The 15,234-nt window shown below is 71.6% G+C and carries 13 protein-coding genes; 9 read left to right on the top strand and 4 right to left on the bottom strand.

Going from position 1 to position 15,234, the window contains the following annotated elements; all coding sequences use genetic code 11:
- Positions 1-360: 360 nt before the first annotated feature.
- Positions 361-1,263 carry a hypothetical protein gene (locus WG209_RS19930; RefSeq protein WP_337176843.1) on the bottom strand — a complete coding sequence of 301 codons (903 nt, stop codon included), beginning with the start codon at positions 1,261-1,263 and terminating at the stop codon, positions 361-363.
- A gap of 111 nt (positions 1,264-1,374) precedes the next feature.
- Between WG209_RS19930 and WG209_RS19935 the strand changes: the two genes are divergently transcribed.
- The 3 genes from WG209_RS19935 (at position 1,375) to WG209_RS19945 (ending at position 4,720) form a co-directional block, all read left to right on the top strand.
- Entirely contained in the window at positions 1,375-1,605 is a 231-nt protein-coding gene (locus WG209_RS19935; RefSeq protein WP_337176844.1) for a DUF2905 domain-containing protein, read from the top strand.
- Positions 1,606-1,773: 168 nt separating this feature from the next.
- Positions 1,774-2,877 (top strand): peptidylprolyl isomerase, encoded by a 1,104-nt coding sequence (locus WG209_RS19940; RefSeq protein WP_337176845.1) that lies wholly within the window; start codon positions 1,774-1,776, stop codon positions 2,875-2,877.
- Between the two features lie 427 nt (positions 2,878-3,304).
- Positions 3,305-4,720, top strand: coding sequence for a Gfo/Idh/MocA family oxidoreductase (locus WG209_RS19945; RefSeq protein WP_337176846.1), 1,416 nt, complete (start codon positions 3,305-3,307; stop codon positions 4,718-4,720).
- Here the strand turns inward: WG209_RS19945 and WG209_RS19950 are convergent.
- The 3 genes from WG209_RS19950 to WG209_RS19960 all read right to left on the bottom strand — a co-directional run bounded on the left by WG209_RS19950 (position 4,710) and on the right by WG209_RS19960 (position 8,289).
- Entirely contained in the window at positions 4,710-6,050 is a 1,341-nt protein-coding gene (locus WG209_RS19950) for a hypothetical protein (RefSeq protein ID WP_337176847.1), read from the bottom strand. The genes WG209_RS19945 and WG209_RS19950 overlap by 11 nt on opposite strands.
- A gap of 334 nt (positions 6,051-6,384) precedes the next feature.
- Positions 6,385-7,164, bottom strand: coding sequence for a hypothetical protein (locus tag WG209_RS19955; RefSeq protein WP_337176848.1), 780 nt, complete (start codon positions 7,162-7,164; stop codon positions 6,385-6,387).
- 285 nt (positions 7,165-7,449) lie between these two features.
- Positions 7,450-8,289 (bottom strand): DedA family protein, encoded by an 840-nt coding sequence (locus WG209_RS19960; RefSeq protein ID WP_337176849.1) that lies wholly within the window; start codon positions 8,287-8,289, stop codon positions 7,450-7,452.
- Positions 8,290-8,791: 502 nt separating this feature from the next.
- Here WG209_RS19960 and WG209_RS19965 point away from each other — a divergent pair.
- The 6 genes from WG209_RS19965 to WG209_RS19990 all read left to right on the top strand — a co-directional run bounded on the left by WG209_RS19965 (position 8,792) and on the right by WG209_RS19990 (position 15,229).
- The gene (locus tag WG209_RS19965) at positions 8,792-10,360 is read left to right on the top strand and encodes a CARDB domain-containing protein (protein ID WP_337176850.1); all 1,569 of its coding nucleotides are present in this window, start codon (positions 8,792-8,794) and stop codon (positions 10,358-10,360) included.
- Between the two features lie 298 nt (positions 10,361-10,658).
- Positions 10,659-11,444 (top strand): esterase, encoded by a 786-nt coding sequence (locus tag WG209_RS19970; RefSeq protein WP_337176851.1) that lies wholly within the window; start codon positions 10,659-10,661, stop codon positions 11,442-11,444.
- Between the two features lie 114 nt (positions 11,445-11,558).
- Positions 11,559-12,728, top strand: coding sequence for a hypothetical protein (locus WG209_RS19975; protein ID WP_337176852.1), 1,170 nt, complete (start codon positions 11,559-11,561; stop codon positions 12,726-12,728).
- 106 nt (positions 12,729-12,834) lie between these two features.
- Positions 12,835-13,842: an energy-coupling factor ABC transporter permease gene (locus WG209_RS19980; protein WP_337176853.1), complete on the top strand. Its 1,008-nt coding sequence runs from the start codon at positions 12,835-12,837 to the stop codon at positions 13,840-13,842.
- A complete protein-coding gene (locus WG209_RS19985) occupies positions 13,829-14,455 on the top strand; it encodes an energy-coupling factor transporter transmembrane component T (protein ID WP_337176854.1) in 627 nt (208 codons plus the stop codon). The genes WG209_RS19980 and WG209_RS19985 overlap by 14 nt, the downstream gene beginning before the upstream one ends.
- A gap of 3 nt (positions 14,456-14,458) precedes the next feature.
- Positions 14,459-15,229 carry an ABC transporter ATP-binding protein gene (locus WG209_RS19990; RefSeq protein WP_337176855.1) on the top strand — a complete coding sequence of 257 codons (771 nt, stop codon included), beginning with the start codon at positions 14,459-14,461 and terminating at the stop codon, positions 15,227-15,229.
- Positions 15,230-15,234: the final 5 nt, after the last annotated feature.

Below are 15,234 nucleotides of genomic sequence, written 5' to 3' on the forward strand. Positions count from 1 at the left end.
GGCCGCACGCCGCGGGCTAGCGCGTGCGGCCGAGACGGCCGCGCCACAAAAGACTCTTCGACGCTCCCCGGCCCCGCTTCGCGACCATGCCGGAATCAGCGTCGGGTCGCCAGCCCTCCGGGAGTAGCGACGGATTCGGGCCGGGCGAGGGGTCGTGATCGCGCCGGTTCATGGGCCGCTTGATCGGCGCTGAACGAGGGGCGTACCATGGGCCGCCCCTGGATCATCGATGCTGACGAATTGCCAAGGAACCTCCCGACTTGGAGATGATCCGCGGCAGGCTCCTCGCGATTTCAGGTTTTCGAGACAAAGATCCGAATCCGACGCGATAAACCGCCTTAGCCCCAGGTGACAAACCACTTAATCCTCGCGCAGCGAGTCCACCACCTGCCTCGCCAGGCGCTCGGCGGCTTGCTGGAGGCGATCGCCGGCGTCGGGGTCGTCGTGGGCGAGCATGACGACGTAGACGATCGCCGGGGCGTCCGGGCGCTCGTGCCAGCCGGTGACGACCCGGGTGACGGGGAGGGAGTCGAGGGAACCGTTCTTGTAGTGGCGACGGCCCCGGGCGGAGTCGTCGGCGGTCTGGAGTACGGCGCGGCAAGCTTCCATGGTGTCCGCGTCGACGTCGGGGAGCGAGCGAGCGGCCAGTCGGCGGAGGACGGCGGCGAGCGCGGCGGGGGTGGCCTCATTGTCGCCGCGGGCCGCGCGGTCGGTCAGCATGTAGCGGCGGACCATGATCGCGGCGAACTCCGGGTCGCGGGAGTGGATGCGCCGGGTCGTCTCCTCCGGGCCGCCGAGCAGGGCGATGGCCACGTTCGACGCGGCGTTGTAGACGACGTTCGGGGCATCCTCCGACCCCAGCATCACGCGACCGATCCGGCGGGCGGTCGCCCCGGCGAGCCCATCGCGGATCTCCCCCCTCTGCTTCGGCGTGAAGTGGGCGACGGCCGGATGGTCGTCCTTCAGGGTCGCGTCGAGCCCCGGCGGGGATTCGCCCAGGCGGCCGGCGAACTCGGCGAACAGCTCGATCATGATGGCGGTCTTGATCGCGCTGGCGGTGGGCAGGACGGCGTCGGCGTCCTTGCGGCATGACGCCTCCGCGCCCCCCGGCCCGGGGAGGCGACGCGCCTCGATGCCGACCCTCGCGCCGGGCCCGAGGTCCGTCAGCGCCGATTCGATCCCTTCCGTCGCCTGGCCCCATGCCGCGGTGGCGGCGAGGGAGATGAGTCCCACGAAGGCGATGCCATGATGAAGCGCGGGCACGGGCTGTCCTCTCGAAACGATTGGCATGGAAGCTGTTGCATGCGTTGGAGGTCGACCGCCATCATCGGTCGCGGGGGATGGGGCACGCAAGGCGCGGGCGGGGGTGTCGACATGGGCGGGAACTCGGCGGTCGGCCCGATCCTGATGCTGGCGGGGCTGGCGATGCTGCTCGTGGGGGCCGCGGCGTGGGCGGGGGCCCTGTCGTGGTTCGGGAGGCTGCCGGGGGACGTGAGCGTGGAACGGCCGGGGTTCAGCCTGTACGCGCCCATCACCTCGATGATCGTGGTGTCGCTGGCCCTGACGGGGGCGGTCGCGCTGATCCGCTGGTTCGGGCGGGGGTGAGGTTTCCGAGTCGATTCGCGCGGCGGGACTTGAGGCAATCGTTATAATCCGGAAAATCGGGCCGGCTCGACGTGACGCCGGCCGCGAGCCGAGGACGCCCGCCCCGGAGGACGAGGGGACGGGGCGACAATCGGCCAGTCGCCTCCGCTTTGCCAGGGAGATCCCTTGATGCGCAGGATCGTGCTCGCCAGCCTCGCGGTCGCCGCGACGGCCCTCGGATGGAGCCTCGCCGAAGGCCGGGCCGTCGCCCAGGCCCCCGCCGCCGGCCAGGGCCAGCCCGCCGTGCCGGCCATCGCCAACCCGGACGAGGTCGTCGCGTCGGTGGAGGCCAACGGGAAGACCGAGACGGTCACCAAGGGCGAGGTCTACAACGTCATCACCCGCTACCCGGTCCCCCCCACGGAGGATCGCGAGCTGGTCTATCGCGACGCCGTGGACACGCTCGTCAACACGAAGTTGGTGACGCAGTTCCTGGCCCGCCAGAACATCGCGATCAAGCCCGAGCAGGTCCAGGAGGAGATCGGCAAGCTGGAGCAGGGGCTCAAGGCCGAGGGGAAGGACCTCGCCACGGCGCTGCTGGACAACGGTTTCTCCCTCGACGAGATGAAGACGGAGATCGCCGACCGCCTGCGCTGGATCGAGTTCGTGAAGTCGAAGGCGACCGACGCCGAGCTGAAGAAGTTCCTGGCCGCCAACAACGACCTGTTCAGCGGCACGCAGGTGCGCGCCAGCCACATCCTGCTGCGGACCGAGCCCGACGCGAGCGACGCCGACAAGGCGAAGGTGAAGGGCCAGCTTTTGGCCGTCAAGAAGCTGATCAACGACGGCAAGCTGACGTTCGCCCAGGCCGCCAACAAGTACTCGCAGGACCCGGCGAACGAGGGGAAGGCCGGCGGCGACCTCGACTACTTCAACCTCAACAGCGGGTTCATCCCCGAGTTCACCGACGTCGCCTTCAAGCTGAAGAAGGGCGAGATCTCGGACCCGGTCGAGACCCCCTACGGCTACCACCTGATCCAGGTCACCGACCGCAAGGAAGGCGAGGCGGTCGACTTCGAGAAGAACAAGCCCTTCATCACCTCGGCCTACGCCGCCGACCTCCAGCGCCTGCTGCTGACCGAGGCCCGCAAGCAGGCCAAGGTCGACGTCAAGCCGATGCCCAAGGACCTGTTCCCCGACTTCCCGACCCAGGCCGCCCCCGACGCGGCCCCGGCCCCGCCGCCCGCCCAGGCCCCCGCCGGCAAGGCCGAGGCCAAGGCCACGCCGAAGTAAGGAACCGACGCCCGCCCGACGACCGACCGCGCGCCCCGGTGCCTCGCCGCCCCGGGGCGCCGTCGCGCGCGGGCGTCGGAGTCGCGTCGGGGGCGGGCGGCGGGTATCCTGGGGCCTCGCGAGGCGCGCGAGATCGCCGCCCGCGCTGACAACAACCTGACAGCCACGGCCATTCGGAGGCCATCCCAACGGCCTTCCCCCCTGGTGGGGGAAGGTGGCCCGGAGGGCCGGAAGAGGGGGGGACGAGCGGCACGAGCTTCGGAGTCCGGAGGGGCCGTCCGGGGCCGTCGGCCCGGGCGGGGTCGCGAAATGTGAAATCCCGCGGGCGGGCTCCCCCTCATCTGACCGCCGCGCGGTCTGTCTTCCCCCACCAGGGGGGAAGACCGTTTCGATCGGTCCTCAAGGCACCACCCAAAGGAAAACGATGATGCAACGTCGCGAAACCAGCTCGCGCCGAGGGTTCTTGAAGTCGGCGGCGGCGGCCTCGGCGGCGGCCTCGGCGGCGGCCGCGGTCACGGTCCTGTCGCGCAACCCGGAGACGGAGGCGGCCGTGGAGGCCCTCGCCGCGGCCGACGGGGCGAATGATAAGGTGCGGATCGCGACGATCGGCATGGGGATCATCGGCTTCGAGGACACCACCTGCGCCCTCAAGGTGCCCGGCGTCGAGCTGGTCGCCGCGGCCGACCTGTACGCCGGCCGTCGCGAGCGCGTGAAGGAGGTCTACGGCGACCACGTCGACGTATGCGCCGACTACCGCGAGATCCTCGCCAGGAAGGACGTCGACGCGGTCCTGCTCTGCGTCCCCGACCACTGGCACGCCGCGATGTCGATCGAGGCGATGAAGGCCGGCAAGCCGGTCTACTGCGAGAAGCCCATGGTCCAGACGCTGGACGAGGGCCCGGCGGTCATCGCGGCGCAGAAGGAGACGAAGTCCGTCTTCCAGGTCGGCAGCCAGTTCGCCAGCTCGATCGTGATGGACAAGCTGCGCGACATGATCGCCGCCGGGGCCATCGGCAAGGTGAACGTCGTGGAGGCGCGGTACAACCGCAACTCCTCGCTCGGCGCCTGGCAGTACACCCTGCCGCTGGATGCCTCGCCGGAGACCGTCGACTGGGACCGCTTCCTCGGCCACGCCCCCAAGCGGCCGTTCGACGCGACCCGCTTCTTCCGCTGGAGGAACTACCAGGACTACGGCACGGCCGTGGCGGGCGACCTGTTCGTCCACCTGCTGACGGGCATCCACCACGCCACCGGCGCCATCGGCCCGAACAAGGTCGCCGCGATGGGGGGCCTGCGCTACTGGGACGACGGCCGCGACGTCTACGACGTCATCCTGAGCCTGCTGGACTACCCCAAGACCGAGGCGCACCCCGAGTTCACCGTCTCGCTCCAGTGCGACTTCGAGGACGGCGGCGGCGACGCCACGCTGTTCCGCTTCGTCGGCGACGAGGGGGTCATCTCCACCGACCTCGCCTCACTGAAGCTCGAACGCGTCGGCATCTCCTGGCCCACCCCGGAGCAGGAGCTGAAGGGGTACAACTCCGTCAAGACCTTCTCCCAGGCCCAGCAGGACGCCATCGCCGAGAAGCTGGCGAGGGAGCCGCGGCAGGCCCCGCCGAAGACCCCCTACGACGGCCCGATGACGTTCGCCCCGCCGCCGGGATACGACCCGCGGTTCGACCACTTCGTCCGCTTCTTCACCTCCATCCGCAAGGGCGACCCGGTCTACGAGGACGCCGTCTTCGGCTTCCGCGCCGCCGCCCCCGCGCTCCTGTGCAACACCAGCCTGTATGAAAGCAAGCTCATCGGCTGGGATCCGGAAGCGATGAAGGTCACGAGCTGACATCCCCCCGCCGGCCTCGCGCCCCCTCCTCGCGTGGGGGCGCGGGCCGTCTCCTGGCCCGGATGCTCTCCGGGAAAAGCCCCTCCTGGTCGAGCGTCCCGGCGTCGTCGAGAGGGATCGGCAGGAAGTCGGTCTCGAAGGCGAGGCCGGGGAGGCGGCCCACCTCGTCGGCGAGCGGGCGCGTCACCCAGATCGTGGTGAGTTCGAGCGTGTTGGGGACGATCGCCAGGCGGGCCTCGGCCGGGTCGACGCGCCAACAAGTGTCGAGGCAGGCGGCGATCACGTCGCGATCCGTCGGCATGGCGAGCGGGACGCGCCCGCGTTGCAGGAAGTTGCTGGTGAAGCAGTTCACGCGGAGGGGCGTCGGGTCGATCGCGCGGACGAGGCGTTCGGTCGTCAGGTCGGCGAAGCCGATCCCCAGCGCGTTGCCGCGCGACTCCTCCGCGACGTCGAGCACGGCCAGGCGGGTGATCACCGGGCGGGGGTGGTCGGGGGCGGTCTCGACCTTCAGCCGGCCGATGACGGCGGGGTCCATGCCGGTACCGCTGTAGTTCTTCCCCAGCTCGCCGACGATCAGCACGTCGAGCTGGTCGAACGGCAGCCCCGGCATGAGGGCGCGGGCCTCGTCCAGCAGGGCGGGCTCGACATCGAGTATTTCCTCGGGCTCGACGGCGACGACCTTCGCCACGCGATCGGCGGCGTTCTCCAGGATCGCCAGCCCGAGCGCGACGGGGGTACGCCCCAGCAGGAACGCGCCGACCTCCGGGAGCATCCGCATCAGCCCAGGCAGCCCGAGCTTGTGGACCTGGGCCGCGCCTTGCCGCTTACCAAGGCCGATCGTCAGCATCTTGAGGAGGCCGCTCTCATGGCGGCCGCGGAACGAGGTGTGGGGCTTGATCCGGTTGAGCAGGATCACCCCGTCGGCGTCGAAGGCGTCGCGGCCGAAGTGGATCGGCTGGCCGAAGGCGTCGGTCCCCAGGACGACCGTCTCCATCCCGCATCGGATCGGGCAGCCGATGGAGCGCTCGGTGACGCCCAGCTCCGCCAGCAGGGACCTCTGGCCCTCGGCCGTGCCCCCGCCGTGGCTCCCCATCGCCGCCACGGCGAACGGCGAGAAGCCGAGCGACCGGACCACGCCGGCCGTCGCGCGGACGATCTCGGGGAGCCCGGCGATCCCCCGACTGCCGACGGTGATCGCGACCCGCCCCCCCGCCGGCACGCGAGTCACCAGGGCGCTCGAAGCGACCTCGCGCGCGATCGCGGCGGCGACGTCGGCCACCTCGGGCTGGTCGAAGGTCCGGCGGACGCGGGCGATGGGGGGGAAGTTCATGTTGTTGGGGCAGTCTGTTCCGGCATGGCGCGCGTCGGCTGGCTCGCTCCGGCTCCTCCCTCCTCCCCGGGTGGGAGAAGGTGCCCCGGAGGGGCGGATGAGGGGGGGCGCGACCGAAAGCCCGGGCCTTCCCCCTCATCCGGCCTTCGGCCACCTTCTCCCACCAGGGGAGAAGGGCTTTAGTCGCCGGCCTTCGGGGTGAGCGCCGATGGGACGGATCGTTGTATTCTACCCGCCGGCGGGCCGCTTCGAAACGGCGGAGCCCCCGACGAGTCCGGGGGGACGTCGTCGGGGGCTCCGGGTTCGATCGGATGGCGCGAGCGTCGCGTCGTCGTCAGGCGGCGCGACGGGCGCGGCGGGCCTTGGCGACGGCGACGGCGGCCAGGACGCCGGCCCAGCCGAGGAGGGTGGCCGGCTCGGGGACCGGGACCTCCTGGATCGGCCCGCCCTCGGAGGCGTAGGCCAGCGGGTAAACGATCTGCGGGTTGGCGTTGTTCAGGCTCACCGGCTTGTTCGTCCACTTCTCCGTGGTCAGCACGATGATCGTGCCGCTGGTGGCGCCGGCGCCGAGCGGGTCGGACTTCGTGTTGGCGTCCAGGTACTGGAAGTTCAGGGCGCCGGTCTTCTCGCCCGGGAGCCAGGCGATGGAGGAGGGGGAGGTGACGACGCTCCCCGGGGCGGCGGCCGGGAGGCTCAGCGAGCCGACGACGCCGTCCTTGACCACGAACACGGCGCTGCCGGGGCCGCCGGTGCCGAGCAGGTCGGCCCGGGTGGGCGTGGCGTTGAACTGGAGCGAGGCGTTGTTGACCGAGGTGGGCTCGCCGGAGGTGTCGGTCACGTTCTTGACGCCGAACTGGTAGGCGTAGGCGTAGACGCCCTCATAGGCCCCGGTCCCCTCGAAGACCTGGGACTGGACGACGCCCGTGACCGGGGTGTTCATGAACCCGAAATCCTGCGTGATCGGCGGGGCCTCGGCGACGGGCTTGAACAGGCTGTTGAAGGCCGAGGCGGAGATCTCGGGCGAGTCGAGCTGCTGCACGATCGGCGCGGCCGTGGCGGCCTGGGCCAGCGCGAGGCCGGCGCCCAATGCGAGAGCGTACGAAATCTTGTTCATTCGAGTCGATCTTCCAAGGTTGATCTGGGCCGCTCGTCGCATCACGAGAGGCCCCGAGCGAGTCGATCCGTAACTCGCCGACCGGAGAACGTCTCCGGGCGGTACCCGCGCGCCGCTGTCGGGTCGAAGCGGGTCGGGAGGAATCGAGCCGGCGACCCTCGCCGCGACTCCCCTCGATCAGATGGCTGACCGCGGCCCCGCCGACGTCGTTGAAGCTCGTCGGTTGGAGACCGAGGCGGAAGCTATCAGGAACCCCGGGGTCGGTCAACACGAATTCGGGCCCGATCAGGCGCGGGTCATCGGCGACGCGCCGCCCTGCCGAGGGGCCTCGAATCGGGCGTCCGCCGGGGCGGCCGGCGGCGGGAACACCCCCGGCCCCGTCAGGGGACCCGGCGGGGGCGTCGGCGCGGCGGGGGGGGCCGGCTCGGCGTCGAGCGGGGGGAGGGGCTCGACGGCCACGGGCGCGTCCATGGGCCGGGCCTGGAGGTCGTCCGGGGGCAGGGGGAGGTCGTCGGACACCAGGACGGGCGGCCCGACGGGCAGGCCCGCCCTCTGGTGCGCCTTGTAGTAGCGGTACAGCAGCCAGGCGCCGACCCCGGAGGCGATCGCGATCGCGACCCACTGTTGCGCCTCGTGCAGCCCCTTCTCGATCTGATGGGCGAAGAAGTAGCCCAGCAGGAAGACGAGGCTGGTGCTCAAGGTCGCCGCGACCAGGTCGATCAGCAGGAGCTTCAGCGGCGGGAGCTTGAGGATGCCGGCCGTCAGGTAGGCCGCCGTCCGGAACCCGACCGCGAACCGGCCGAGGATCAGGATCTTGAAGCCGTGCCGATGGAAGTACCCCTTGATCTGGGTCTCGCGCGCCTTGGTCAGCAGCCGCCGGGTCAGCGGGATGCTCAGGACGCGCTCGCCGTATCGATAGCCGACGGCGTAGACGAGGAAGTCCCCGATCAGGATCCCCGCCATGCACGACCCGAACGCCATGGGGCCGTAGAGCTTCCCGTTGCGGCTGAGGATGGCCGCCAGCAGGACGGGCGCCTCCTCGGGGATCGGCAGGCCGAAGCCCCCCATCACCAGGATCAGGGCGATCCCGAAATACCCGAGTTGTCCGACGAGCTGCTCCGTCAAGCTCGGCTCCTGACTCCCGACGCGCCCCGGTCCCCGGCGCCGGCGCGCCCCTAACCACTGGTATCACAACCACGCCGATGCGTCGAGGGGCGTCCTGGCGCGACCTCCCCCGCCCGCGGGATTCCCCTGGCTCGGCGCGACGACCCGCGCCCAGAATCGCCCGTTCTCATGAACCGACGCGAGGCAGGAGCGGACCGGCCGTGAGCACGTCCAGACTCGATCCGGGTTGGAAAGTGGATGGCGACCGTCGACGGGGGTGGGACGCTGTCCATCGCGATCGGCTCGACGTCCTCCCGGTGGATCCGCGATCGCCACGCGAGCGAGGGGTGGATCCGGGCCGGGCGCGCCGTCGAAGCGCCTTGACCGAGCGTCGGCCGATCGATACCCTCGCGGTGCCCAGGAAGGGTTTATTCGAGGCGAGAGATCCGGCGCCCCCCATCACATCGTCATGGCGGCCGGGGGCCGTCGCCGCGATATGAGGTTCTCAAGGAGGGGGACGAGCATGTCCGACAAGCGACGCGCCGAGGGACGTCGCCGCGCCTGGGGGCGCGGCCCGATCATCCTGCGTTATGATTCCCTGGAGAAGCGGGAAGTCCTCTCGGCCGCGGGGCACGCCCTCCCGGATCTCGTCGGGTCGTCCCTGGTCACGGTCCAGGACGCCGACTGGGGCTCCACGGTGACGGTCACCGGCCAGGTCACGAATCAGGGCGACGGCCCGGCGGCGGGCCCGTTCAACGTGGCGATCCTCGCCGGCAGCCGCGCCGTCCTGAATCGGCTCTCCGTCTCGCTGGGCGAGGTGACGATCCCGGATGGCCTCGCGGCCGGGCAGTCGATCCCGTTCACCGCGACCGTCAGGCTGCCGGCGAACCCGGTCCCGGGGATGAAGAGCTCCGGCCTCCTGCACCTCTCGCTGAAGGTCGACCCGCACAACCAGGTGCACGAGGCCAACGAGCGGAACAACGCGGGCGTGGGCCCGGGCTACGACCAGACGGTCGTCTCGATCGCCCCGACCCAGCCGGCGCAGCTCATCGCGACCTCGCTGGGGATCTATCCCGCCGCCGCGACCTGGGGCAAGCCCTTCTCGGTCACGACCCAGATCACCAACAGGTCGTACGGGGCGGCCCCCGCGACCCGGGCGCAGGTGGTGCTCACGCCGGCGGGGATCGCGCAGGGGGTGGGCGCGGACGTCACCCTGGGCAGCATCACCATCCCGGCCATCCAGCCCTGGCAGACGGTCAACGCCGAGAAGGCGTTCACGCTGCCGGCCATCCCCCCCGTGCTCCTGTCCGGCCACACCGAGTTCACGCTGACGATCCTCCCGGACGCCGACTTCCAGACGAACCCCGTCGGCCCCCACTTCGCGATGGGGGGGACCGGGATCGACCAGGCGGCCGTCTCGATCAACCTCCCCGCTGGGACGACCGCCACGCCGATCCACGAGATCCTGCCCGACCTCGCGCTCGGCACGGTCACGCCGTCGACGCTCGACCTGGCCTGGGGGGGCTCGTTCGACGTGAGCACGACCGTCCAGAACATGGGGACCGTCGACCCGGGGCCGTTCCGCGTCCGGTTCCTGCTGGCGGGCCCCAGCGGCAACGTCAACCGCACCATCTTCCTGGGCGACGCCATCATCCCAGGGCTGGCGCCGGGCTACTCGCTGCCGCTCACCCAGACGGTCAGCCTCCCCAGCCGGCTCCCCTCGGGCATCCTGCTGGACAGCGTTGGGTCGGCCAAGATCGTGGCCATCGCCGACCCGGAGAACGGGCTCAACGAGACCTTCAAGAACAACAACATGGCGTCGTCCGCGCCGGTCTCGCTGCGACTGCTGGGCAGCGACGGCTCCACGTTCGTCCCCAACACTCCCGACCCGGAACTCCTGCTCAACGTCAACCGGCCCAGCTTGGCCAAGTTCCAGAAGGCCGCCAAGCTCGCCCAGGCCGCCACGGCCACGCAGAATGGCCAGGCCACTCCGCACAAGAAGCTGTTCCGCCGGCCGCCGCCGCGTGTTTCCAACAGCGGTCTGGGGGTCTTCCCGAAGTCGGTCGCGAACTTCTTCAGCGACCTCTTCTGACGAAACCGCCCGACGCGCCGCCCCCACGCAGGCGTCAGGGCCGCCGGACCTGCGGCAACCGCCACAACCCCGGCAGATTTCGACGATTCCATCGGTCCCCGGATCGCAATCTGGGAAACTTGAGACAAAATGGAAAATAGCTAGGCGGTTTGTTGAAGAGCGGTAAGGCGGCGGATATGCTTGCCTGGTCTGAACCTCCCGTGCGAGCGGGGGTGCCGGCCAGGCCCGCCACCCGGTCCCCATCCCGGGCGACGAACACGCCCAGCACCCCATAGACTTGCTCACCGAGGATTTCACGATGGCCCAGGACCGGATGGACGCACAGGGTTCCTCGACGAGTTCGCGAACGGCGGCGCTCGTCGATTCTTGCTACGTCCCGCGCCAGTACGAGCCCAATTACGCGTACCCGCTCCTGGTCCTGCTCCACGGCAAGGGGGGGGACGAGGACCAGCTCGTCCGCGCGATGCCGGCGGTGAGCCGTCGCAATTACGTCGGACTCGGATTGCGGGGGCCGGTCGAGGTCCACAAGCGGGACCGCCCGGTCGGATATTCGTGGGGCCCGGAATTCGACATCCCCGGGCGGAGCAGCTTCCGGGTTCCCCGGCCGCTCGACCCGGCCGAGCAATTCCGCCGCGCGTTGCACGAGCCGGCCTCGGACCCGATGACCCGGCTCGAGGACGGGGTCTTCGCGGGGATCCGCGGGATTCGCGGCCATTTCCACGTCCACTCCGAGCGCATCTTCCTGGTGGGCTTCGGCGAGGGGGCGGCGGCGGCCTATCGGCTCGGGCTCAGCTTCCCCGACCGATTCGCCGGGGTCGTGGCCATCAACGGCTGGCTGCCGGCGAACTTCCGGGCCCTCTCCCGGTTCGACGCCCTGCGAGACTTCCCCATCCTGGCGGTGCACGGGGCGTGGAATTCGCGCGTGCCGCTCGACCAGGCCCGCCGCGACGTCGCCACGCTCCGGGCGGGGGGCCTGCACGTCGCCTTCCAGTCGTACCCGTGTAATCATCGGCTCGACCAGGACATGCTCGCGGACGTCGACACCTGGATCATGAATCACTGCACGAATCAACCCGTCCGCTGATTCCCGCCCGCGCCCCTGGGGGGTATGATGGGGGTCGACCGGAGTCGCCCCCCTGGAGAGCCCCCCGAAATGGACGGCGCGTTCGCCTGTCCGCGCTGCGGACAGGAGATTGAGGTGGCCTCGCCGGGCCCCGGCCGGCAGGCGCGCTGCTCGTTCTGCAACGCCCTGGTCGAGATCCCGTACCTCCCGCGCGTCGGGGGGGACTGGAAGCGACGGCGGCACGGGCGTCCCTGGTGGTGGGCCTGGGCCTGGTGGCTGGTCGCGCTGAGCGTGGCGGCCACGGTGGCCGCCGCCGCCGCGAGGGCGATCATCCGGGGCGAGCGCGCGGGGAGACTGGCCGCGATCCGGCGCCTGGTCGAGTCGTCGAAGGCCCATGAGGCGGGAGGCCGGATCGACCTGGCCCTCCGCGACCTGGACACGGCGCTCCATGCCGCGACCGGCGACGACGACCTCCCCGACGTCGATTCGGTCCGCGGCCGTCGCCGCGAACTCGCGAGGCGCGACGTGCAGTCGACTATCGCGGGCCTGGAGGGCGACGCCCGCGGGCCGGGCTCGCTGGGCGACTGGCTCAACCTCTCGGCTCGGGCCGCGACCGACCGCGACCTCGCCCCGATCCGCCGGGACGTGAGCGCCCGGTTCGAGGCCACGCTCCGTCGCTGGCTGGACGATCGGGCGGAACGGGCCGGGCGCGAGGCCGACCCGTCGGCGGCGTTCGCCATCTGCGTCGACGCGGCGAGCCTGGCCGCCCACCTCCCATCCGCCGAGCGCGACGCCGCGGTCGCTCGCTTTCGCGACATCGCCGCCGGGCTGGTGGCCCGTCGGGGGGTCAACATCAACGCCGCGCCGGGCGTGTACGTCCGCGGGACGGCGGCCGGCTACGAGAAGGCCCTGAGGGCCGCGATCGCCGAGGCCCTCGCCGCGCGGGGCTACCTCCCCCCCGACTCGCGCTGGGCGGACCTCTGGACGAACGCCCCTTACCGCTTCTCCCACGCGATCGAGGAGCGCCACGAGGGATCCTACCTGGGGACGCAAAATCGGCTCGCGCGGATCGTCGCGACGCTCTCGCTGGCCGGGCCGGGGGGGGAGATCTGGAAGACCGCCCCCAACGCGCGGACGCTCGTCCCGGCGCCCGGGATGTCGCCCTACGTGTCGAGCCGCCTCGCCCTGACCAGCGGCCGGGTCGACGAGGCCGAGCGGGTGCTGTACGAGGACGCCTTCGGCCACATCGTCGAGAAGATCCGCGGCGCCCTGGCGACCCTCCCGACCTGCCCGGCCGCCGGGTGACGCCTCTTCGCCCGGCCGGGGCCGTCCGGTATGATGATTTTCACGAACGCCATACCGGCGGCGATGGACAACCCGGCCCGAGGGCCGAGCCGAACCAGGGCGCAACATGCATATTCCGGACGTACTCCTCGGCGGGGGCGCGGCGATCGCGACCGGGGCGATCGCGGCGGCGGGGCTGGGCTACGCCCTGCGGCGGGTCGACGAGCGGCACGGCGCGCGGACGACCTCGCTGATGGGGATGACGGCGGCGTTCGTCTTCGCGGCGCAGATGGTGAACTTCCCGGTCGGGCCGGGGGTCACGGGGCACCTGATGGGGGGCCTGCTGTCGGCCGTGCTGCTGGGGCCCTGGGCGGGCGCGGTGGTGATCGCGGCCGTGCTGATCGTCCAGTGCTTCCTGTTCCAGGACGGCGGCGTCACGGCGCTCGGGGCGAACTTCGTCAACATGGGGCTGATCGGCGCCGTCGGCGGTTACGCGATCTACGACCCGATCCGGCGCGCCCTGGGGGGGCGTCGGGGCATCCTGATCGGGGCGATGGTCGCGGCGTGGTTCTCGGTCCTGCTGGCGGCGGGGGCGTTCGCGATCGAGCTGGCGGCCGGCGGCCGTCGCGAGGACTTCTTCCGCATCCTCACCTGGATGGCCCTGGTCCACGCGGCGATCGGCGTCGGCGAGGCGCTCATCACGGGGCTGGTCGTCCGGCTCGTGCTGCTGACCCGCCCCGAGCTGATCGAAGCGCCGTCGGAGTTGGAGATCGAGGGCGACCCGCGACCGGCCCCGGGGTGGGCCCCGACCGTCGCGGCCGGGATGGGGATCGCGCTGGCGGTCGCCGTGTTCGTCTCGCCGTTCGCGGCCCCCGACCCGGACGGCCTGGAGTACGTCGGCGAGAAGTTCGCCTTCCTGCCGAGCGAGGAGACGCCACCGGTCCTCGCCGCGCCGATGCCCGACTACGAGGCCCCGGTGCCCTCCGCGCTCCGAGGACTGGACGAGGCGAAGGCGGCGACGGCCGCCGCGGGGTTGATCGGGACGCTGGTCGTCTTCGGCTTCGCCTGGGGGATGGCGCGCGTCTTCACCGCGAGCGACGCGCGCCCGGAGGCGAGCGCCGATGCCGTCGCCTGACCGGCCGGGGCGTCGCCCGGACGCGCGAGTCAAGCTGATCGCGGCCGTCGGCTTCGTGGTCGCGGTGGTCGTCGCGCCGCCGGGCTCGTGGCGCTACCTCGGGGCGCTGGGACTGGGGCTGGGGGGGGTCGTGGTCGCCTCGGGCGTTTCGATCCCGCGGCTTTTCGCGCGGTGGCTGGGCTTCCTGCTGCTGGTCGGCTTCCTGGCCGCGCTCGCGGCGGGGAGGGTCGCCGCGACCTCGGGGCTCTCCTGGCGGATGGCGGCCCTGGACCTGGTGGCGCGGAATGGGCTGGCGCTCCTGGCGATGATGACGCTGGCCCAGGTCACGCCCTGGACGGAAATGCTCCGCGCCATGCGTCGGCTGGGGATGCCGCCGGCGCTGGCGAGTACGCTGGCCTTCATGCATCGGTATGGATTCGTGCTCCGCGACGAGCTGGCCCGCATGGCGACCGCGCGGCGGGCGCGGAGCTTCGGCCGTCGCGGGCCCGGCTTCGCCGCGCTGGCGAGCCTGATCGGCGTCCTCCTGGGCCGCGCGCTGGACCGGGAGGAGCGCGTCTTCGCGGCGATGACCGCCCGGGGATGGGACGGCACCTTGCGGACCCTGGACGACTGACCCGTGGCCGACGAATCATCCCCCATCCCCGCCGTCCGCGTGGCCGGCCTGGTCTATGAGTACCCCGACGGCCGCCGCGCGCTCGACGGCGTGAACCTGACGATCGCGCCGGGGGAGTCGACGGCGCTCGTCGGCCCCAACGGCGCGGGCAAGAGCACGTTCCTGCTGCACCTCAACGGCCTGCTCCCCGGCCGTCGCGCGCTGGGCCGCCGGGCGTCGCCCTCGGTGTGGATCGACGGCCTCGACGCCTCCCGCGCGGGGGCGGCGGTCCGCCGCAAGGTGGGGCTGCTGTTCCAGGATCCGGACGATCAACTCTTCTCGACGACCGTGCTGGAGGACGTGGCCTTCGGCCCGCTGAACCTGGGCATGGCGAGGGACGAGGCCCGCCGCCTGGCGCTGGAGTGCCTGGGCCGCGTGGGCCTCGCCGAGGCCGCCGACCGGCCGCCACACCACCTGAGCTTCGGCGAGCGCAAGCGCGTCTGCCTGGCCGGCGTCCTGGCTTGCTCCCCCTCGGTGCTGGTCCTGGACGAGCCGACCGCGAACCTGGACCCCCGGGGCCGCCGCCGCTTCATGGAGCTGATCGGCTCGCTCCCCGCGACCAGGCTGATCGCCACGCACGACCTGGAGATGGTGCTGGAGCTTTGCCCCCGGACCGTGCTGCTGGACGCCGGGAAGGTCGTCGCCGACGGGCCGTCGCGGGAGATCCTCGGGGACGAGGCGCTGATGGAGGCCCACGGGCTGGAGCGCCCGCTGAGCCTCGTCGTCGGCCGCTGAGGGGG

The sequence above is a fragment of the Paludisphaera sp. genome (genome assembly GCF_037189885.1).
Taxonomy (GTDB): Bacteria; Planctomycetota; Planctomycetia; order Isosphaerales; family Isosphaeraceae; genus Paludisphaera.

Excerpts from the sequence above, each read along its gene's own strand:
- WG209_RS19980 (WP_337176853.1), top strand. The coding sequence starts at position 12,835 with ATGCATATTCCGGACGTACTCCTCGGCGGGGGCGCGGCGATCGCGACC.
- WG209_RS19965 (WP_337176850.1), top strand. The coding sequence starts at position 8,792 with ATGTCCGACAAGCGACGCGCCGAGGGACGTCGCCGCGCCTGGGGGCGC.
- WG209_RS19985 (WP_337176854.1), top strand. The coding sequence starts at position 13,829 with ATGCCGTCGCCTGACCGGCCGGGGCGTCGCCCGGACGCGCGAGTCAAG.
- WG209_RS19955 (WP_337176848.1), bottom strand. The coding sequence starts at position 7,164 with ATGAACAAGATTTCGTACGCTCTCGCATTGGGCGCCGGCCTCGCGCTG.
- WG209_RS19945 (WP_337176846.1), top strand. The coding sequence starts at position 3,305 with ATGCAACGTCGCGAAACCAGCTCGCGCCGAGGGTTCTTGAAGTCGGCG.
- WG209_RS19970 (WP_337176851.1), top strand. The coding sequence starts at position 10,659 with ATGGCCCAGGACCGGATGGACGCACAGGGTTCCTCGACGAGTTCGCGA.
- WG209_RS19935 (WP_337176844.1), top strand. The coding sequence starts at position 1,375 with ATGGGCGGGAACTCGGCGGTCGGCCCGATCCTGATGCTGGCGGGGCTG.
- WG209_RS19940 (WP_337176845.1), top strand. The coding sequence starts at position 1,774 with ATGCGCAGGATCGTGCTCGCCAGCCTCGCGGTCGCCGCGACGGCCCTC.
- WG209_RS19950 (WP_337176847.1), bottom strand. The coding sequence starts at position 6,050 with ATGAACTTCCCCCCCATCGCCCGCGTCCGCCGGACCTTCGACCAGCCC.